Source organism: Moheibacter sp. (genome assembly GCF_049672845.1).
GTDB lineage: Bacteria > Bacteroidota > Bacteroidia > Flavobacteriales > Weeksellaceae > Moheibacter.
Window position 1 is genome coordinate 521,334 of record NZ_JBATWT010000023.1, and the last position, 17,533, is coordinate 538,866.

Consider the following 17,533-nt stretch of genomic DNA (forward strand, 5'->3'; position numbering starts at 1 on the left):
AATTCAAATTATTCCAAATCATATTGTTTAATTTTCCGGTAAAGCGTGCGCTCCGAAATCCCGAGTTCATCGGCTGCCGAACGTCTTTTGCCTTTGTATTTTTCAAGTGCCTTTTTGATCAGTTCGCGCTCCTTGTCCTGCAGAGAAAGCGATTCATCTTGCTCGCTTACTTCTTCATAATCCGATTCATCGTAATCGTAATCCTGAATGATGGAAGTCTGTACTTCTTCTTTCGGATAAAACTTAAGTTGCGAAAAATCGGTTTCAGAACTACTGTTTTCGCGGATTACACGTTGCAAAACATCTTGATTTCCGGTGGAAATATTTTCTTTGTTGTGAATCAGATCCAAAGTCAGCGAACGTAAATCATTGAGATCCTGTTTCATTTCAAGCAGGAATTTAAAAAGAATTTCACGTTCCAAATGGTCTGAGTTTCCAGTTGATTTCTCTGAATTTACCAATACCGGAACGGAATTTTGATAAGGCAGATAAGCCTGAACTTTTTCTAGCGAAATGGTTCTTTCTTTTTCCACCACCGAAATTTCTTCTGCGAAATTTCTCAGCTGACGAATGTTTCCCGGCCAGGGATAATTCACAATGTACTGAATGGCTTCAGAAGTCAGTTCCAACGGTGGCATACGGTATTTGGCAGCAAAGTCTGATGCGAATTTGCGAAACAAAAGCGGAATGTCGTTTTTACGGTTTCTAAGCGCCGGCATATCAATTTGAACGGTATTCAGACGGTAATATAAATCTTCCCTGAATTTTCCTTTTTCGATGGCTTCTTCCATTTTGACGTTGGTCGCAGCCACAATTCTGACATCGGTTTTTTGAATTTCAGATGAACCTACTTTCATAAATTCACCACTTTCCAGAACGCGCAAGAGACGAACTTGTGTTGGCAGCGGTAATTCTCCGACTTCGTCCAGGAAAATCGTTCCCTTGTCCGCTACTTCAAAATATCCTTTTCTTGTGGTAGTCGCACCGGTAAAAGCGCCTTTTTCGTGTCCGAAAAGTTCGGAATCAATGGTTCCTTCAGGGATTGCGCCACAATTGACAGCAATGTAATTATTATGTTTTCGGGCAGATTGCGAATGGATGATTTTGGGAATGAATTCTTTTCCAACCCCGCTTTCGCCACTTACCAAAACGGAAATGTCGGTCGGTGCCACCTGAATAGCTTTTTCCAATGCCCGATTCAGTCCTGGATCATTTCCTATGATTGAAAATCTTTGTTTTATCGTTGTTAAGTTGTCCATTTCATTTTTTGTTTCAAGTTTAAGGTTCAAAGTTTCAAGTCGTTATTTTTTACCTTAAAATAAAATTTCCTTTTACATCATTAGGGTGGGTTTGATCTTCTCCCACGAATTCATTTTCATCCAGCATTGTGAAAAATATGCCAGTCGTTCGGCATAGCTCAAAGCTAGGAATTCTTTTTCTCGTCTTTCGTTGTTTTCTTCTTTTGTGGCGAATATGATTTCCATTTATTTAGGATTTATAATTGAATAATGAACGGAATCCAAAAATTCGCCATCGTAATAAAAATCTTCTCTGAAATGAGCTTCCTTTGTGAAATTTGCACGTTGTAAAACCCTTTCCGAAGCTGAATTTCGCGGATCAATCACGGCTGTCAGCGTATGAAAATTACAATGTGTAAATGCGAATTCCATAACTTTCTGCAAAGCTTCGCCCAGAATCCCTTTTCCCTGAAAAGCGGGATGTAAAATATATCCGATTTCACTTCGGAAGTTTTCTTTCTCGATTCTGTAAAGTCCGATGATTCCTATGAGCGTCTCATTTCCTTTTTGGGTAATGGCCCAATTAATCCCTTCTTCATTTTCTTTGGCCTTTCGCAGGACTTCAATGTGTACCAGAGCTTCGTCTTTGGTTTTCGCCAACGGACGCGGGATATACTTCATAATTTCTTTGTCCGACCTTAAAAAAAACACTTCCTCCACATCTTTCTCCACGACTTCACGCAACAATAAATTTGCTGTCTCAAGAATCGGGAATTTTGAAAAATCTGTGTTTAAGTTCATTATAGTTTCAAGTTTCAGGTTCGAATGTCGAAGCTTTTAGAGTTATGAAATTCAAATTTTGAATAAACATTAATTTAAACAAAATCAATTAACCATTTCCCCTAACAATGTCGCTGAAGTACAATCATTTGCTTTGACCATCACGAAATCCCCGACTTTGGTTCCGGGCGTTTTTGGGAAAACCATCACGGCATTTTGGGAAATTCTTCCGTACCAGAAATTCTCATCTCTTTTACTATTCCCTTCGATCAAAACTTCGTGAATTTTCCCCACATAAGCACGCATTCTTTCGGCTGCGTGTTTTTGTTGTAAGTTGATGATTTCGGTCAGTCTTCTTTTCTTCACTTCTTCTGGTACATCGTCCTCGAGTTTTTTGTGTGCCGGCGTTCCGGGGCGTTCAGAATAAGCGAACATAAATCCGAAATCGTATTTCACATATTCCATTAGACTCAAAGTATCCTGATGTTCTTCTTCGGTTTCGCCACAGAATCCGGCAATCATATCGTGTGAAAGGGCAAGTTCAGGCACGATTTCACGGATTTTATCGATTAATTCCAGATATTCTTCTCTTGTGTGCTGACGGTTCATTCGCTCCAAAACCGTTGTGCTTCCCGACTGAACCGGTAAATGAATGTATTTGCAAATGTTTTTGTATTTGGCGATGGTTCGCAGCACATTTTCGTGCATATCCTGCGGATTGGAAGTTGAGAACCGGATTCGCATTCCCGGAACGGCTTCGGCAACCATAGAAAGCAATTCTGCAAAATCAACGGCAGTTGCCTGTTGTATTTCAGTCGCTTTTTTGAAATCTTTTTTCAGTCCGCCACCATACCACAAATAAGAATCCACATTCTGACCGAGAAGCGTTACTTCTCTATAACCTTCATTCCAAAGGTTTTTGCATTCTTCTACGATTGAATGGGGATCACGACTACGTTCCCGTCCGCGGGTAAATGGAACCACGCAAAACGTACACATATTGTCACATCCGCGGGTAATGGTTACAAAAGCGGTCACGCCGTTTCCGCCTAAACGAACCGGATTCAAATCGGCATAAGTCTCATCTTTGGAAAGGATCACGTTGATGGCTTGTCGGCCGTCTTCCACATCTTCCAGAAGATTGGGCAAGTCGCGGTAGGCGTCGGGACCTACAACCAAGTCCACGATTTTTTCTTCTTCCAGAAATTTAGATTTCAGGCGTTCGGCCATACAACCTAAAACCCCGACTTTCATCGCCGGATTGGATTTTTTCAAAGCATTGAATTCCGTTAGTCTTTTGCGAACGGTTTGTTCAGCTTTGTCGCGAATGGAGCAGGTATTGACCAAAATCAGGTCAGCTTCTTCCATTTTTGAAGTTGTATTGTAGCCGTTTTCAGATAGGATGGAAGCGACGATTTCCGAGTCGGAAAAATTCATCTGACAGCCATAGCTTTCCAAAAACAATTTCTTTGAATTGGACTTATTTCCTTCTAAAACAAGGGATTCGCCTTGTTGGGATTCGTTTATTTCTTTTACTTCTGAATGCATTTTTAGAAATCAAATAGTTTGCAAAGTTACGATTTTCACTGACATTCTGGCAGTTTTTTTAAGCTTTGCATATTTTTAACTTTTGCTTACTTTTGAAATTAAATTAAATCAAAATGAATCCGGAAATAGAATCAATTCAGGAAAAAAATAACTCAATCAGTTACAGCAGAGTGTTTAGCGAATCATGGAGTCTGTACACCAAATTAATTGGAGTTGGCGTGCTGGCAGTAGTCATATATAGCATCGCTTCTTTTTTTGTAAGTTTTCTGTTGGAAAGCATCACCGGATTTAGAAATGTAACCAATGAATTTATGATGGATATTCAAGGAATTCAAGACCCCAATGTTTTATTATACGAATTTCAGGATTTTTATATGGAACACTTGAATACTTTATTAGTTACCCGATTGGGGACCGAATTCATCATGTTACTTGCTTTTCCTTTGGCCGGGGGTTTTATGTTGGTTTGTCGCGAAATGGATAAAAACGGAGCTTTCAATATGGGAACTTTGTTTGAAGGATTCAGACCGCAATATTGGGGAAGACTGATGGTTTTGGCCGTTATTTATTTCTTTATTTCCAAAATTGCCACGATGCTTTTCCTTCTGCCCGGAATTTATATCTGGGTTGCGGCGGTAATTGCCTGCCCGATTGTGATGTTTACAAACGCCAGCGGAATTCAGGCATTTACAACCAGTATCAAGTTGGTCAATAAAAATTGGTTTACGGTTTTTCAGATTCTTTTTGTGGCTTCGTTAATAGGTGTAGCAGGATATTTAATTTGTTTTGTCGGACGAATTGTTACGTATCCGCTCGTTCTGGTAACGGTTTATATGCTTTATAAACACATGGTTGGATTCAATGACGAAAAGATTGATGAAATAGGTCATTCCTAAGTGTTTTTGGTGGCTTCGGAAATTTGTTTCTATTTTTGCGAAAAATTTAGAGATGCCCAAAAACCTTGTCATAGTCGAGTCCCCTGCCAAAGCAAAAACCATTCAGAAGTATTTAGGAGATGATTTTATGGTCGAATCCAGCTTCGGTCACATCGTGGATTTGCCCAAAAAAGGAATGGGGATTGAAATCGATAATAATTTCAAACCCGTTTATGAAGTTTCAGCCGACAAAAAGGAAGTGGTCAAAAAATTAAAAGAACTTACTAAAAAGGCAGAAACCGTATGGTTGGCATCCGATGAGGACCGCGAGGGAGAAGCCATTTCCTGGCATTTATACAATGTACTGGATTTAGAAAAGAAAAATACACATCGGATTGTCTTCAACGAAATTACAAAGAAAGCCATACAGAAAGCAGTTGAGAATCCACGTAAAATCGATGAGAATTTAGTGGATGCCCAACAGGCAAGACGGGTTTTGGATCGTCTGGTAGGATTTGAAGTTTCCCCGATTTTGTGGAAGAAAATCAAACCGGGATTGTCGGCAGGACGCGTTCAGTCGGTCGCAGTTAGGTTGATTGTGGAACGCGAAAAGGAAATTCAGAATTTCGTTCCGGTTTCATCTTTTAAATTTACTGCGCAATTTCTTACGCAAAAAAATAAAGGCCTGAAAGCTGTTCTGACAAAGGAATTCAAAACTTTTGAAGAAGCCAGAGCTTTTATCGAATCCTGTGCCGATGCGGATTTCAAAGTAAAAGATTTACAGAAAAAACCAGCGAAACGTTCGCCTTCGGCACCTTTCACCACTTCAACTTTGCAACAAGAAGCATCCTTGAAACTTGGTTTTCCGGTTTCCAGAACTATGCGTGTTGCCCAGCAATTGTATGAATCGGGATTGATTACCTATATGAGAACCGATAGTGTGAATCTTTCTCAGGAAGCAATTCAGGCTGCGGAATCGGCGATTAAATCAGAATTCGGAGCGAAATACAGTTCGCCAAAAAATTATACCAATAAAAATAAATCGGCACAAGAAGCGCACGAAGCGATTCGTCCGACTAGTTTTGATGTGAAGTCGGCCGGAGGAGACGATGGTCAGCGAAGATTGTATGAACTGATCTGGAAAAGAGCCATTGCCAGTCAGATGGCCAATGCCGATTTGGAACGAACCATCATTGATATAGACAATTCCAAGAATAAAGAAATTTTTCAGGCAAAAGGAGAAATCATCGTTTTTGACGGATTTTTGAGGGTTTATCAGGATTCGGTAATGGACGAAGAAGCTGAGGATTCGTCAACAGCACCCATTTTGCCCGATGTTTCAATAGGAGAAAAACTATCGGCCGAAGAAATTTTTGGAACCCAGAAATTTACCAAATCGCCACCGCGCTACACAGAAGCTTCGCTTGTGAAAAAGCTGGAAGAATTGGGAATCGGACGACCTTCTACATATGCGCCTACGATTTCTACGATTCAGAACCGTGAATATGTGATTGTGGGAAGTCTGGACGGAGAAAAAAGAAAATTGCAGACTTTAAAATTAAAATCGGGAAAAATTACCGAAAAAGAAGAAACCGAGACTTTTGGCGCTGACCGCAGAAAGTTGATTCCGACTGATATAGGAATTGTGGTAAACGACTTTTTGGTCGATTATTTCAAAACCATTCTCGATTATGATTTCACGGCAAAAGTGGAAGAAAGTTTTGACGATATTGCGGAAGGAAAAGAGAAATGGACTTCTATGATTGACGGATTTTACAATAAATTCCATTCGAATGTAGAAAAAGTGGAAGAAACCGCTGAGCGTGCAACCGGAGAAAGAGAATTGGGGAAAGATCCGAAATCAGGGAAGCCTGTTTTTGCCAAAATTGGAAGATTCGGCCCGATGATTCAGATTGGGGAAGTGGATGATGAAGAAAAACCAAAATTTGCGAGTTTATTAAACACCCAGTCCATTCATAGTATTACGCTTGATGAAGCATTGACTTTGTTTGATCTGCCTAAAAATTTAGGCGAATACAAAGGCGAAGCCGTTGAGGTAAATGTCGGTCGTTTTGGGCCATACGTAAAATACAAAGAAATGTTTGTGTCGATTCCGAAAGGTGAGGATCTGATGGAAGTTTCGCTGGAAAGAGCCGTGGAGTTGATTGAACAAAAACTCAAAGCAGATGCACCCATTGCGATTTACAAAGGGCTTGATGTTTCAAAAGGAAAAGGACGATTCGGACCGTTTATCAAATGGAATGATTTGTTTATCAATGTGAATAAAAAATACGATTTCGATAATCTTTCTCAGTCAGATGTGGAAGAATTAATTGAAGATAAACTGAAAAAAGAAGCCGAAAAGGTGGTTCAGAATTGGGAGAAGGAAGGCATCAGAATTGAAAAGGCACGTTGGGGAAGACACAACATCATCAAAGGTAAAACCAAAATAGAACTGGCCAAAGACGTAGATGTTACAAAGCTGAAATTGGAAGATGTGCAGAAAATAATTGATTCTAAAAAACCCGGAAAGAAAAAATAATGGTAAACGAATTTCTTACGCCTGTTTCGGAAGACTTACGGGAATTTGCGATGCAGCTTGACAGTTTCAGCATAGGTAATGGACTTCAGTTTGACGGAGAGCCAGAAGAAAAGTCCATCGTAATTTTGGGAGTGCGTGAAACCAGAGGCGGAACGGAAAGTTTCAATCCGGAGCTTGAGTTTGACGGACTGCGCAAACAATTGTACCAACTGAAAAAAGGAAACTGGCATTTGCCCGTTTATGATTTGGGCGATTTGCATGCCGGTGCCACAAGAGAAGATACTTATTTTGCCTTTCTGAAAATTCAGGAAGAATTGCTTAAAAAGAAAGCTGTTCTGGTAATTCTGGGTGGAAGTTCCAATCTGATTTATTGGCAATTCAGAGCATTTGATTCGATCAAACACACCATCAATCTGACGTGTATTGACAACCGATTCCGGTTGGGAGTTGATTCAGAAGAATTAAATTCAAATAATTATTTAAGTAAAATTATCACAGACGAACCCCATTCGCTTTTTGAATATACACATTTGGGACATCAGACCTATTTTGTGGCGCAGGAAGAATTAGATTTGATGGAGCATTTGAATTTTGATGTCAAAAGATTGGGGAAATTAACGGAAAATCTAAGTGAATCAGAGCCTGAATTAAGAAATTCTGATTTGGTTGCTTTGAATCTGGAAGCGGTACAATCGTCTGATTTTCGTTCTGTCACCGACTTATCACCCAATGGATTTAATTCCAGAGAAATATGTACGCTTGCAAGATATTCGGGTATAAACAATAAAGTACAGTCTTTTGGCGTTTATAATTTCAAAGCGATAAATATACCGTCTGACGAATTACTGTTGGCGGAGATTCTTTGGTATTTTATAGAAGGAAAAAACCATGCCCGGGAAATATTAAATTTTGAAAAAGAAGATGCTTACGAAACCTATTTCGTACAGATTCCTGAACAGGATTTAATTTTTTACAAGGACTTAAAAAATGAACAATGGTGGATGGAATTAGGTGAGCTGAATGATTCAGATCCGCTGAATAAACAAGTGATTCCGTGTTCGGCTAAAGATTATGAAGAATCGCTAAAAGGGCAAATTCCGGAGAGATGGTGGAAATCGTACAAAAAATTGTATTGAAAGCAATAAAATAATTTTTTGTTCGTTTAGCTAATTGCCGATTTAAATAATAATTTTGGAGAATCGTAAAATTATAATAGATTTACACGCTTAAAAAAAATGAGGATGAATAAAGCATTGGTAGCAGCTATCATTTTGTCTTTTACACTCTCTTCCTGTAATATGTTGAAAAAGGGAAGAAACGGAGGTAAGGATGATGGTCAGATTGTAGGAACTAAATCGTCATCTTGGACGCCGCAACGCCCGAAAGGGATGGTGCCGATTCCAAGTGGGTCTTTTGTGTTGGGACAAACAGACTATGACTTTACATTTGACAATTATGCACCGGTAAGAACTGTTTCTGTTTCAGGTTTCTATATGGATGATACTGAAACAACAAATTCTGAATACCGAGTGTTTGTAAATTATGTACGCGATTCTATTGCTCGTACTATGCTGGCTGAAAAAGCTGCTGAACTGGGATTTGACCCTACAAATGCGGGTTCTGCAGACGCAACTGGAATTGCTGCTTATCGGTATATTTCAGGGTCTGAAGATGGTGATAAGACAGCTTGGGATGAGTATGTAGAGCAAAATTCAACCGGTAGAGACGGTGGTCTTCCTATTGATCAAAGAAAGCTGAATTGGAATCAGGAGCTTATGTGGAACAAATATGAGTATCCGGACGTTGACTATGCAGCAACCATTGACCAATTATATTATCCGCCGGAAGAAAGATTCAACAACGAAAGACTTATTGATGTAAGAAAACTGCGTTTCAAATATGTATGGGTTGACCAAGAAGGAGCGGCCAGGGAAGGACAAGACAGCGATTCTTTCCGAATTGATTTCCGTCATGAAGAAGAAGTATCTGTCTATCCTGATACAACGGTTTGGGTACGTGATTTTAACTATTCACATAATGACCCGATGCATGAAAACTATTTCTGGCATGAAGCTTATTCTGATTATCCGGTAGTAGGTGTAAATTGGGATCAGGCAATGGCTTTCTGTGCATTCAAAACCAAAAAGCAAAACGATTTTCTGGCATCCAAAAAGAAAAGAAGAGGTACTTCTACCAAGGTCATAGATTACCGTTTACCTACAGAAATAGAGTGGGAATATGCGGCGAGAGGCGGATTGCAAGATGCACCATATCCTTGGGGCGGTCCTTATCTTGTAGATGACAGAGGATGTTATTTAGCGAATTTCAAGCCTAAAAGAGGTGATTATGTGGAAGAAGAAGGGAAAGGGTACATGTACACGGCTCCTGTAAAAACTTTCCATGCAAACGGATATGGATTGTACGATATGGCCGGAAACGTTGCTGAATGGACAAGTTCAGCTTACGACAAAGCTTTTTACCAAATGACTTCTACCCTAAACCCGACCATGGCACGAGACAGAAGCGAAAACAAAGCGGTGAGAGGAGGTTCCTGGAAAGACATCGGGTATTTACTGATGGTAAGTGCACGCGATTGGGAACATTCAGACTCTGCAAGAAGTTACATCGGATTTAGAACAGTTCAGTCATTCCCTGAAGGGTCAAAAATCAAATTCAGAAAGAAAAGATAATTAAATTATAAATAAAACAATCAAAACAAATTCACTTATTAATTAACACAAATTCAATTTAAATTATGGCAGTACAAGCAAGCAAAAAGGACGTTAGACTAAACTTCTTTTATAGTATTGGGGCGGCGATTGTAATTTTGGGAGCGCTTTGTAAAATTAACCACTATTCATTGGGACCATTGGATGGGTCAACTATCCTTTTGATTGGTATGGGTATGGAGGTAATCGTATTTACGATTTTCGCATTTGACAAACCAAAAGGGGAGTATGAATGGGAACAAGTTTATCCGGAATTGGCTAATGGGGCGCCAGTTGCAAAAAAAGCTCAAAAAATTGTTGATGAATCAGACAATATGTCTCTTTCTCAAAAATTAGATAAAATGTTGAATGAAGCGAAATTGGATGTTTCCTTGATGGAAAGATTGCGCTCCGGAATTGAGAACTTCGGATCTGCAGTTAATGAAATCAATAAAACAACCAGCGCCGCTGCTGCAACACAACAATATGGTGATCAGTTAGCTTTGGCTGCAAATCACATGGAGTCTTTGAACGCACTTTACCAGGTTCAGTTGGAAAGTGGTCAGAAACAAGTAGAGTTAAACAAACAATTCATTACTGAGATGGAGGCTTCTGCAGGAGGTTCTCAGAAATTCCAGCAAGAATTGGAGTCATTGACACAGAGCATCAACAGCCTGAACAAAGTTTACGGTGGTATGTTGTCTGCAATGAAAGGAAGTTAATTACAAATTTGTATTAACTAAAAAATTAACTTAATGTTTAACATTCTACTTATTAAATAAAAATGGCAGGTAAACAGACACCACGTCAGAAGATGATCAACTTGATGTATCTGGTCTTCATTGCAATGATGGCAATGCAGGTAGACCGTCAAGTATTGAGATCTTTTGAAGGAATAACCGTAACCTTAGATGAATCATCTAAATTAACGGCAGAAAACAATAACACTTTTTATGGTCAAATTGATTTAAAAGCCGATAGTGACACAGACTATCAAGCTATTCAGCAAAGAGCAAATCAAGTGAAAGCAGAATCAGATAAAGTATATAATTTCATCGAATCATTAAAGGTAAATTTAATGCAGGAACTGAACTATGCCTTACCTGATATCTATTCTGAAGAAGAAAAAGAAACAAATTATTCATCTTTGTCCAACACAGACGCTATCACGAAACGTATGTTTGCGAGCGGAGGACCAACTGAAACGGCTACTGATTTACAGAAATCAGTAGATGATTACAGAACTTTTATGGCAGCTGCTTATCCGGCTGGTTCAAAGGATGCTGAGCGTATCAATAAACTTTTTTCTACAGAAGACAGACAAAGAAGAACTTGGATTCAAAGAATGTTCTACGATCAGCCAATGGTTGCCGGTCTTGCGAACTTAACAAAAATCCAGTCTGACATCCGTACAGAGGAAGGAAACTTGGTGAGAGCTTTATTGTCAAACAAATTGGAAGAAGAAATTGAGTTGAAAGCATTCGAACCAATCGTTATGGCTTCGCCACTTGTTCTTTCAGGAAAACCAGCTGATGCAAACATCGCTTTTGGTGCATTTGACAACACATTACAAGGTAAAATTACTGTGGGAGGACAAGAAATTCCATTGGTAAACGGTAAGGCAACAATTGCATTGAACACTTCAGGATCAGGTAAGAAAACAATTTCCGGAACTATGACTTATAAAGATCATACCGGTGAATTCATCGAACCGATTCCATTTACACACGAGTATGAGGTAATTGCAGAAACTTTAATGCAACCACCATCCGGAGCTGTTATTTCAGCGGATAAGATGAACGTTGTGTACCGAGGATTGGACAATCCGATTTCAGCTACTGTAAACGGAGCAGACGGACCAATCAGTTTGAGAGCTTCTTCTGGAAACTTGAGCGGTTCTAACGGTAAATATGTATTCAGACCTGGTACAGGAAATACTGTAACATTCACAGCTTCTGCGACAACTTCCACAGGAAAAAGCGTTTCAGGAACTCAGGAATTCAGAATCAAGCCTGTTCCACCTGCACGTGGTGTGATCTTAGGGAAAACACATATTACAGTTCCTGCAAACGGTATTGCTGCGCAAACAGTACGTGTTGACTGGCCAGACTTCTTGTTTGAAATGTCAGCTACCGTAACTTCATTTAAAGTGAAAGTTCCGGGACAACCGACTACTTCTGTAAACGGTACGACCATTGGAGCTGCTGCGAGCAAAGCTAAAAAAGGAGATGCTGTATTTGTATTTGATATTAAGTACAAGAGCTCAACAGGAATTACAGGTGAAGCATCACCAATTACAATTGAAGTAAGATAATTAAATAAATATTTTCATCATGAAATGTCTTTTTTTCGGAATAATGAGTATGGTAACGACACTGGGTTTTGCTCAGAACGTTTTAAACACAGTCTCACCAGAAGAACTTAGAGAGCAGAGAGCAAACAAGACAGCTGTTACCGAAGCAGGAGATACAATCAGTACGGTTGCAGAACCTATGGCGTACGGATTCATTGAAGACAAAGACATCATTTGGTCAAAAGTGGTGTGGGAAGTAATTGATTTGAATGAACGTTTAAATCAACCCTATTACCGTGCCTCTGACGGATTGATTACTGAGTCAGCTTCTTTATTTGATGCTCTGGTTGACGGAGTAGAGTCCGGGAAAATCGCACAGGTTTATGATGATGAGTATTTTACCAATAAAATGACTTACGAGCAGATCGTTGACCGTACAAATCGAATCGATACCAATCAATACTATTTTGATATGATTGAAGCAGGTGAAGAACCGGATCCTGCAGCAATCTTTAAGTTCGAAATGGACTCCAGCGATATTGAGATGATCAAAATCAAAGGTATGTGGTACATAGATCGTCGTTTGGGTGAAATGAAATACCGTCTTTTGGGATTGTGTATCATGGGACCCGATGCACAGACAATCGGTACCGAATTTGACGACGGAGTTTTTGTGGAAATGTTCTGGATCTGGTATCCAGACGCACGTACTGTGCTGAACAACTATACGGTGTTCAATCCCAACAACTCTTCATCAAGTATTACTTTTGATGATTTGCTGAACGCCAGAAGATTTTCCTCTGTCATTTACAAGGCACAAACCATGTACGGTATCACGCCGATTGAAGATTACATTCCTAAAAATGCAAAAGGTCAGCTGGAAGAAAGCGATCGCATCAGAGAAAGTATTCTGCAATCAGAAGCCGATATGTGGAATTATTAAGATTCAATTAGAATTTATCATAAAAATCCGTCCGGTTAAGCCGAGACGGATTTTTTTATTCTCAAAATTCATAAACAAGTTTTTGTCACACCGAGCTTGTCGACATGCATTTTTATCAACAATGACATATTCTGACTTTCTGAATTTGTAATTTTATAAAATGAACAGCAAAGCAACAAAAGGTCAAGGAGCCGTGCAGAATGTAAATAATCATTTTGAACGACACCTTTATGAAAGAACGATTTATGATGATGCTTGCCTGAATGAGCATGGCGAACCGGAAGAATTCGTAGCCAAATCAGAATATATTGAAGTCTTTCCCAAAACCATCATGAATGATGTTAAACGAAAAGGAATGCCGCTCGAATTTTCCATGAATCCTTATCAGGGTTGTGAACATGGCTGTGCTTATTGTTATGCCCGGCCGACACATGAATATTGGGGTTACAGTGCCGGAGTAGATTTCGAAAGAAAAATCATGGTAAAGAAAAACGCACCGGAACTTTTGGAGAAATTATTTCAAAAAAGAGGTTATCAGGCTCATCAGTTTATGCTTTCGGGCAATACAGATTGCTATCAGCCAATCGAACGCAAGCTCGAAATCACCCGCCAAATTTTACGAATTTGCCTTGATTACAGACATCCCGTAGGAATTATTACCAAAAATGCACTCGTACTTCGCGATCTTGATATACTGACGAAACTCGCCGAACGTAATTTGGTCAATATAGCCATCAGTATCCCAACAATCAATGAGGATTTAAGAAGAAAATTAGAACCGAGGACTTCAACGATTTCCAATAAATTAAACGCCATTGAAACTTTATCCAAAAATGGAATTCCCGTCATTGCAATGGTGGCTCCGATTATTCCCGGACTGAACAGTGACGAAATTCTAAACAACCTGAAAACCGTTTCGGAAAAGGGAGCAGTAGATTTCGGCTATACTTTGGTAAGGCTAAATGATACCGTCGAGCCGGTATTTATCGATTGGTTGGAACAACACTTTCCCGACAGAAAAGATAAAATCCTGAACCAAATTCGCTCGATTCACAATGGTAAATTAAATGAACGACTTGCAATCAAAAGATATGTGGGCGTAGGAAACATAGCAGATATGATTCATCAGTCATTCAAAATCGGGAGACAAAAATATTTCAGTCATAAAGAGGCCCGGAAACCGCTTGCTACTCATTTGTTCAATGGGAAAAGAGGTGAACAATTATCTTTGTTTTAAATTTATTCGAAGTAAAAACAATTAAGCAAGACAGTTTTAGAAAATAAAAAACTTAGTAGCGGATTTAAATCATTTATGATTTCTTAACCAATCTTAATTTTAATTTCTGGAATGTATAATTCTTAATGGTGAAAAATTTATCGAATCTGAGTATAATCCACTATTTCAATGTCAAATCCGCCAACGGTTTGTTGTTTGCCTTTTGGTTGTCTTGTAATAAGATTTACTTTCTGAATTCCTAAATCCTGAATGATTTGCGCTCCGATTCCATAATCTTTCATATCGTTTGGAATGATACCGATTTCAGATTTTCCTTCCACAAATTGTTGGAATTGTTTCATTTTGCTCAACAGCAAATCAGAGTCAGAAACGTTATTGATAAAAATCATTGCACCTTTTCCAAATTGATTGATGATGTCGCTTGTAACCTGCAATTGAGGCGTTTCTCCAAATTCCAAAGCCGAAAATAAATCGTAATAACTATTGGAAGAAATCACACGAAGTGGAACGGTTTCATTTTCTGTCCATTCGCCTTTTTTCAATACGAAATGAATCTGATTATTGGTCGTTTGTTTGTAAGAAATCAACTGAAATTCACCATAAACAGTTTTTACCGGGAATTCATCAATCCGTTCGATAAGTGAATCATATTGCAGTCTATAAGCAATCAAATCCTGAATGGAAATGATTTTCATATCAAATTTTTCTGCAATTTTGACAAGCTGAGGCAAGCGCGCCATACTTCCGTCTTCGTTAAGTATTTCAACCAGAATTCCCGCTGGCTGAAAGCCCGCCAGTCGTGCCAAATCAACTGCAGCTTCGGTATGTCCGGCTCTTCTCAAAACGCCGCCATTTTTGGCCTGAAGAGGAAAAATGTGTCCGGGACGACCTAAATCTTCCGGTTTCGTATTGGGGTCAATCAGAGCTTCAATTGTATTAGCCCTGTCCTGAACTGAAATTCCGGTTGTGTTTCCTTTGCCTTTGAAGTCAACAGAAACCGTAAACTGTGTTTCGTGCAAAACGGTATTATGTGTGACCATAAGCTGCAAATCGAGTTCTTTGCAACGTTCAATGGTAAGAGGTGCACAAATCAGTCCGCGACCATATTTCGCCATGAAATTGATCATTTCGGGTGTAACAGATTCTGCTGCGGCAATGAAATCTCCTTCATTTTCACGGTCTTCATCATCCACAACGATGATGACTTTTCCACTGCGAAGATCTTCCAGCGCTTCAGAAATGGTATTGAGTTGAATTTTGTCTGTTATTGTTTCCATTATTGATAACGGGTATGTTCTGTGTTTTTTTGTTTTCGGAATTTTGAAAAGTATTTCACAATCGGATCCAGATAATTCCCAACATTAAACAATCCTGAATCATTATTAGCTTTGTAAAACAAAACCAACGCAATTGGGAAAAATATCAGATTGGCCGACCATGCTGCAAATGTAGGGTGTAAAATGCCATTTTTGGTCATATTTTCAGAAGAAAAATTGATGATGTAATAAAGTACAAAAATCACAATCGAAATTACCACAGGCATCCCGATTCCTCCTTTCTTTACAATGGCTCCCAGCGGCGCGCCAATCAAAAAGAAAACAATACAAGTAAATGCATACGAATAATTTCTGTGATAGTGTAGTTTTTGTTTGGCTTGTAATTTAACTTTTCCGGTGATTTCATCGCCCTGATAACGGTAGTTGGTAATTTCCCGATCTACGAATTCAAGGGCCTCTTTCAGAATCTGAGTTTGTTTTGCCTGAGAAATATCTTCCATTGATTTCGGGAGTTTATCTTTCTCCGAAATATTTATAGAATCCATTCCAAGTGAACCATAAACATTTTTGGTTAAACCTGAACTGTAAATCTGATCGTAATATTTTTCATAATCGATTTGCATGGAATCGATTCTTTGTTTTAAATCTTTTGAATTTAAGAATTTATAATGATCCTGAATGTTCTCTTCGTCCATCGCTTTCTGCATGATTTCAGAAATATCAATGTATTGCGTAAGTGTATCAAACAGGATAGTCTGATTGGGTTGATTTTTTCTTTCCTGCCCAGATTTTCCTTTGATCTGATCCACATAAATTGTTCCGTCAAACAAGACCATTTTCAGAAGTCTGATGTCATCCACATCCCGGTTAAGCGTACCATGAGTTGCGATAATGGTTCGTTTGTCCTCATCATATTTTCCGTCCTGAAAAATAAAAACATCCTGCAACTGATCTTTTTCTTCACCCGAAACCTCACTGATTTTCATACTGAATCCCGGAATATTTTCTATAAAAACACCTTCTACTAATTGCAATGTGGGATTTGCTTGTACAATGTTGTAAGCCAGATTTTTTGCTTTTCGCTGTGAATAAGGCATAACATGATCACCAAAAAAATACAATCCGATGGATAGCACAGAAACAACTGTAAACATCGGCAAAAGAATTCGAGCAAGTGAAATTCCGGAAGCTTTCATGGCAGCCAGTTCATAGCGTTCACCAAATCCGCCAAAGGTCATAATGGAACCCAAAAGTATAGAAAGCGGGAGTACAAGCTGGATGACGTTGATTCCCAGATAGAGCAATAATTCGCCAATGGTAAGCCAACTTAATCCTTTACCTGCAAATTTTTCCATTTCCTGCCAGGCAAACTGAACAATGAAAATGAAAAAAAGTATACTGAAAATAAAGAAAAAAGGGCCTAAAAATGTTTTAACGGTGTACCAATCAAGCTTTCTGAACATTAGATAGAGGTTACTATGTAGCCGTCTTTTTCATATTTTGACTGGTCAAATTTAAACAAAGCACGCGGAATAATTAAATTTTCAAGGTATTCTTTTACAGTGATAAACCTTGAATTCCCGTTTCTGTAAAATTCCTTGTATTGTTGAAGTGTATTATTTTTCACATTTACACCTACCAAAATAGATTCAACTTCGGAATTTGTAGTAGGAATCAGTTTTATAAATTGAATTTTTTCTCCGGCAATCGTTTCAGTTTTTCCCAAACTCAACTGAAACCCTGATTTATACATTTTCAGGATTTTAGTCGGTGTCAGCAAATCATCACTGTCCGGCTCCGGAGTAGAAACGGTTACTTCTTTGTCTTCTTTTGAAACGGTGTAAAGCATTTTGCCGTCGTACATCTGTTTGATGTCCATCACATCCAGACTGTATCTTTCTTTGGCAGCAAATAATTCGCCTGTATGTGCTTTTTGAGCTCCGCTTTCTTTTAGTTCAAATTTGATGTAATAAGTCGGGATTTTCTGATAATTTTCACTGACTTTGTCCATCCATTGTTGAGCAGTCTGAGCATTCAGAAAACCAAATGCAAGCATTGAAGCCAGAATTGAAAATACAAATTTTTTCATCCA

General features: G+C 38.9%; 15 protein-coding genes. 8 read left to right on the forward strand and 7 right to left on the reverse strand.

The window, feature by feature from the left end; genetic code table 11:
- Positions 1 to 8: 8 nt before the first annotated feature.
- The 4 genes from WBF63_RS10100 to miaB all read right to left on the reverse strand — a co-directional run bounded on the left by WBF63_RS10100 (position 9) and on the right by miaB (position 3,566).
- Entirely contained in the window at positions 9 to 1,259 is a 1,251-nt protein-coding gene (locus tag WBF63_RS10100; protein WP_424369595.1) for a sigma-54 interaction domain-containing protein, read from the reverse strand.
- Between the two features lie 72 nt (positions 1,260 to 1,331).
- Positions 1,332 to 1,484 carry a hypothetical protein gene (locus tag WBF63_RS10105; protein ID WP_424369596.1) on the reverse strand — a complete coding sequence of 51 codons (153 nt, stop codon included), beginning with the start codon at positions 1,482 to 1,484 and terminating at the stop codon, positions 1,332 to 1,334.
- Positions 1,485 to 2,039 (reverse strand): GNAT family N-acetyltransferase, encoded by a 555-nt coding sequence (locus WBF63_RS10110; protein WP_424369597.1) that lies wholly within the window; start codon positions 2,037 to 2,039, stop codon positions 1,485 to 1,487.
- 84 nt (positions 2,040 to 2,123) lie between these two features.
- The gene (gene miaB / locus WBF63_RS10115) at positions 2,124 to 3,566 is read right to left on the reverse strand and encodes a tRNA (N6-isopentenyl adenosine(37)-C2)-methylthiotransferase MiaB (protein ID WP_424369598.1); all 1,443 of its coding nucleotides are present in this window, start codon (positions 3,564 to 3,566) and stop codon (positions 2,124 to 2,126) included.
- Between the two features lie 113 nt (positions 3,567 to 3,679).
- Here miaB and WBF63_RS10120 point away from each other — a divergent pair, with 113 nt between their 5' ends.
- The 8 genes from WBF63_RS10120 (at position 3,680) to WBF63_RS10155 (ending at position 14,164) form a co-directional block, all read left to right on the forward strand.
- A complete protein-coding gene (locus WBF63_RS10120) occupies positions 3,680 to 4,462 on the forward strand; it encodes a hypothetical protein (protein WP_424369599.1) in 783 nt (260 codons plus the stop codon).
- Between the two features lie 52 nt (positions 4,463 to 4,514).
- On the forward strand, positions 4,515 to 6,983 hold the full coding sequence (gene topA / locus WBF63_RS10125) for a type I DNA topoisomerase (protein WP_424369600.1): 2,469 nt from the start codon (positions 4,515 to 4,517) through the stop codon (positions 6,981 to 6,983).
- On the forward strand, positions 6,983 to 8,119 hold the full coding sequence (locus tag WBF63_RS10130) for a formimidoylglutamase (protein WP_424369601.1): 1,137 nt from the start codon (positions 6,983 to 6,985) through the stop codon (positions 8,117 to 8,119). Before topA ends, WBF63_RS10130 begins: the two co-directional genes overlap by 1 nt.
- Positions 8,120 to 8,224: 105 nt before the next feature.
- Positions 8,225 to 9,673, forward strand: a complete 1,449-nt coding sequence (gldK, locus tag WBF63_RS10135; protein WP_424369602.1) for a gliding motility lipoprotein GldK — start codon at positions 8,225 to 8,227, stop codon at positions 9,671 to 9,673.
- A gap of 65 nt (positions 9,674 to 9,738) precedes the next feature.
- Positions 9,739 to 10,413, forward strand: a complete 675-nt coding sequence (gene gldL, locus WBF63_RS10140) for a gliding motility protein GldL (RefSeq protein ID WP_424369603.1) — start codon at positions 9,739 to 9,741, stop codon at positions 10,411 to 10,413.
- A 62-nt stretch (positions 10,414 to 10,475) separates the two neighbouring features.
- Positions 10,476 to 12,005, forward strand: coding sequence for a gliding motility protein GldM (gene gldM, locus WBF63_RS10145; RefSeq protein ID WP_424369604.1), 1,530 nt, complete (start codon positions 10,476 to 10,478; stop codon positions 12,003 to 12,005).
- Positions 12,006 to 12,054: 49 nt separating this feature from the next.
- On the forward strand, positions 12,055 to 12,927 hold the full coding sequence (gene gldN, locus WBF63_RS10150) for a gliding motility protein GldN (RefSeq protein ID WP_424369605.1): 873 nt from the start codon (positions 12,055 to 12,057) through the stop codon (positions 12,925 to 12,927).
- A gap of 160 nt (positions 12,928 to 13,087) precedes the next feature.
- Positions 13,088 to 14,164 (forward strand): PA0069 family radical SAM protein, encoded by a 1,077-nt coding sequence (locus tag WBF63_RS10155; protein ID WP_424369606.1) that lies wholly within the window; start codon positions 13,088 to 13,090, stop codon positions 14,162 to 14,164.
- 137 nt (positions 14,165 to 14,301) lie between these two features.
- On the opposite strand, the gene ribB is transcribed toward WBF63_RS10155, so the two are convergent.
- From ribB to WBF63_RS10170, 3 genes are read right to left on the reverse strand one after another with little or no spacing between them, the layout of a single operon-like run.
- On the reverse strand, positions 14,302 to 15,441 hold the full coding sequence (gene ribB, locus WBF63_RS10160) for a 3,4-dihydroxy-2-butanone-4-phosphate synthase (RefSeq protein WP_424369607.1): 1,140 nt from the start codon (positions 15,439 to 15,441) through the stop codon (positions 14,302 to 14,304).
- Positions 15,441 to 16,904, reverse strand: a complete 1,464-nt coding sequence (locus WBF63_RS10165) for an LptF/LptG family permease (protein ID WP_424369608.1) — start codon at positions 16,902 to 16,904, stop codon at positions 15,441 to 15,443. Before WBF63_RS10165 ends, ribB begins: the two co-directional genes overlap by 1 nt.
- Positions 16,904 to 17,530 carry a LolA family protein gene (locus tag WBF63_RS10170; RefSeq protein WP_424369609.1) on the reverse strand — a complete coding sequence of 209 codons (627 nt, stop codon included), beginning with the start codon at positions 17,528 to 17,530 and terminating at the stop codon, positions 16,904 to 16,906. The genes WBF63_RS10165 and WBF63_RS10170 overlap by 1 nt, the downstream gene beginning before the upstream one ends.
- Positions 17,531 to 17,533: the final 3 nt, after the last annotated feature.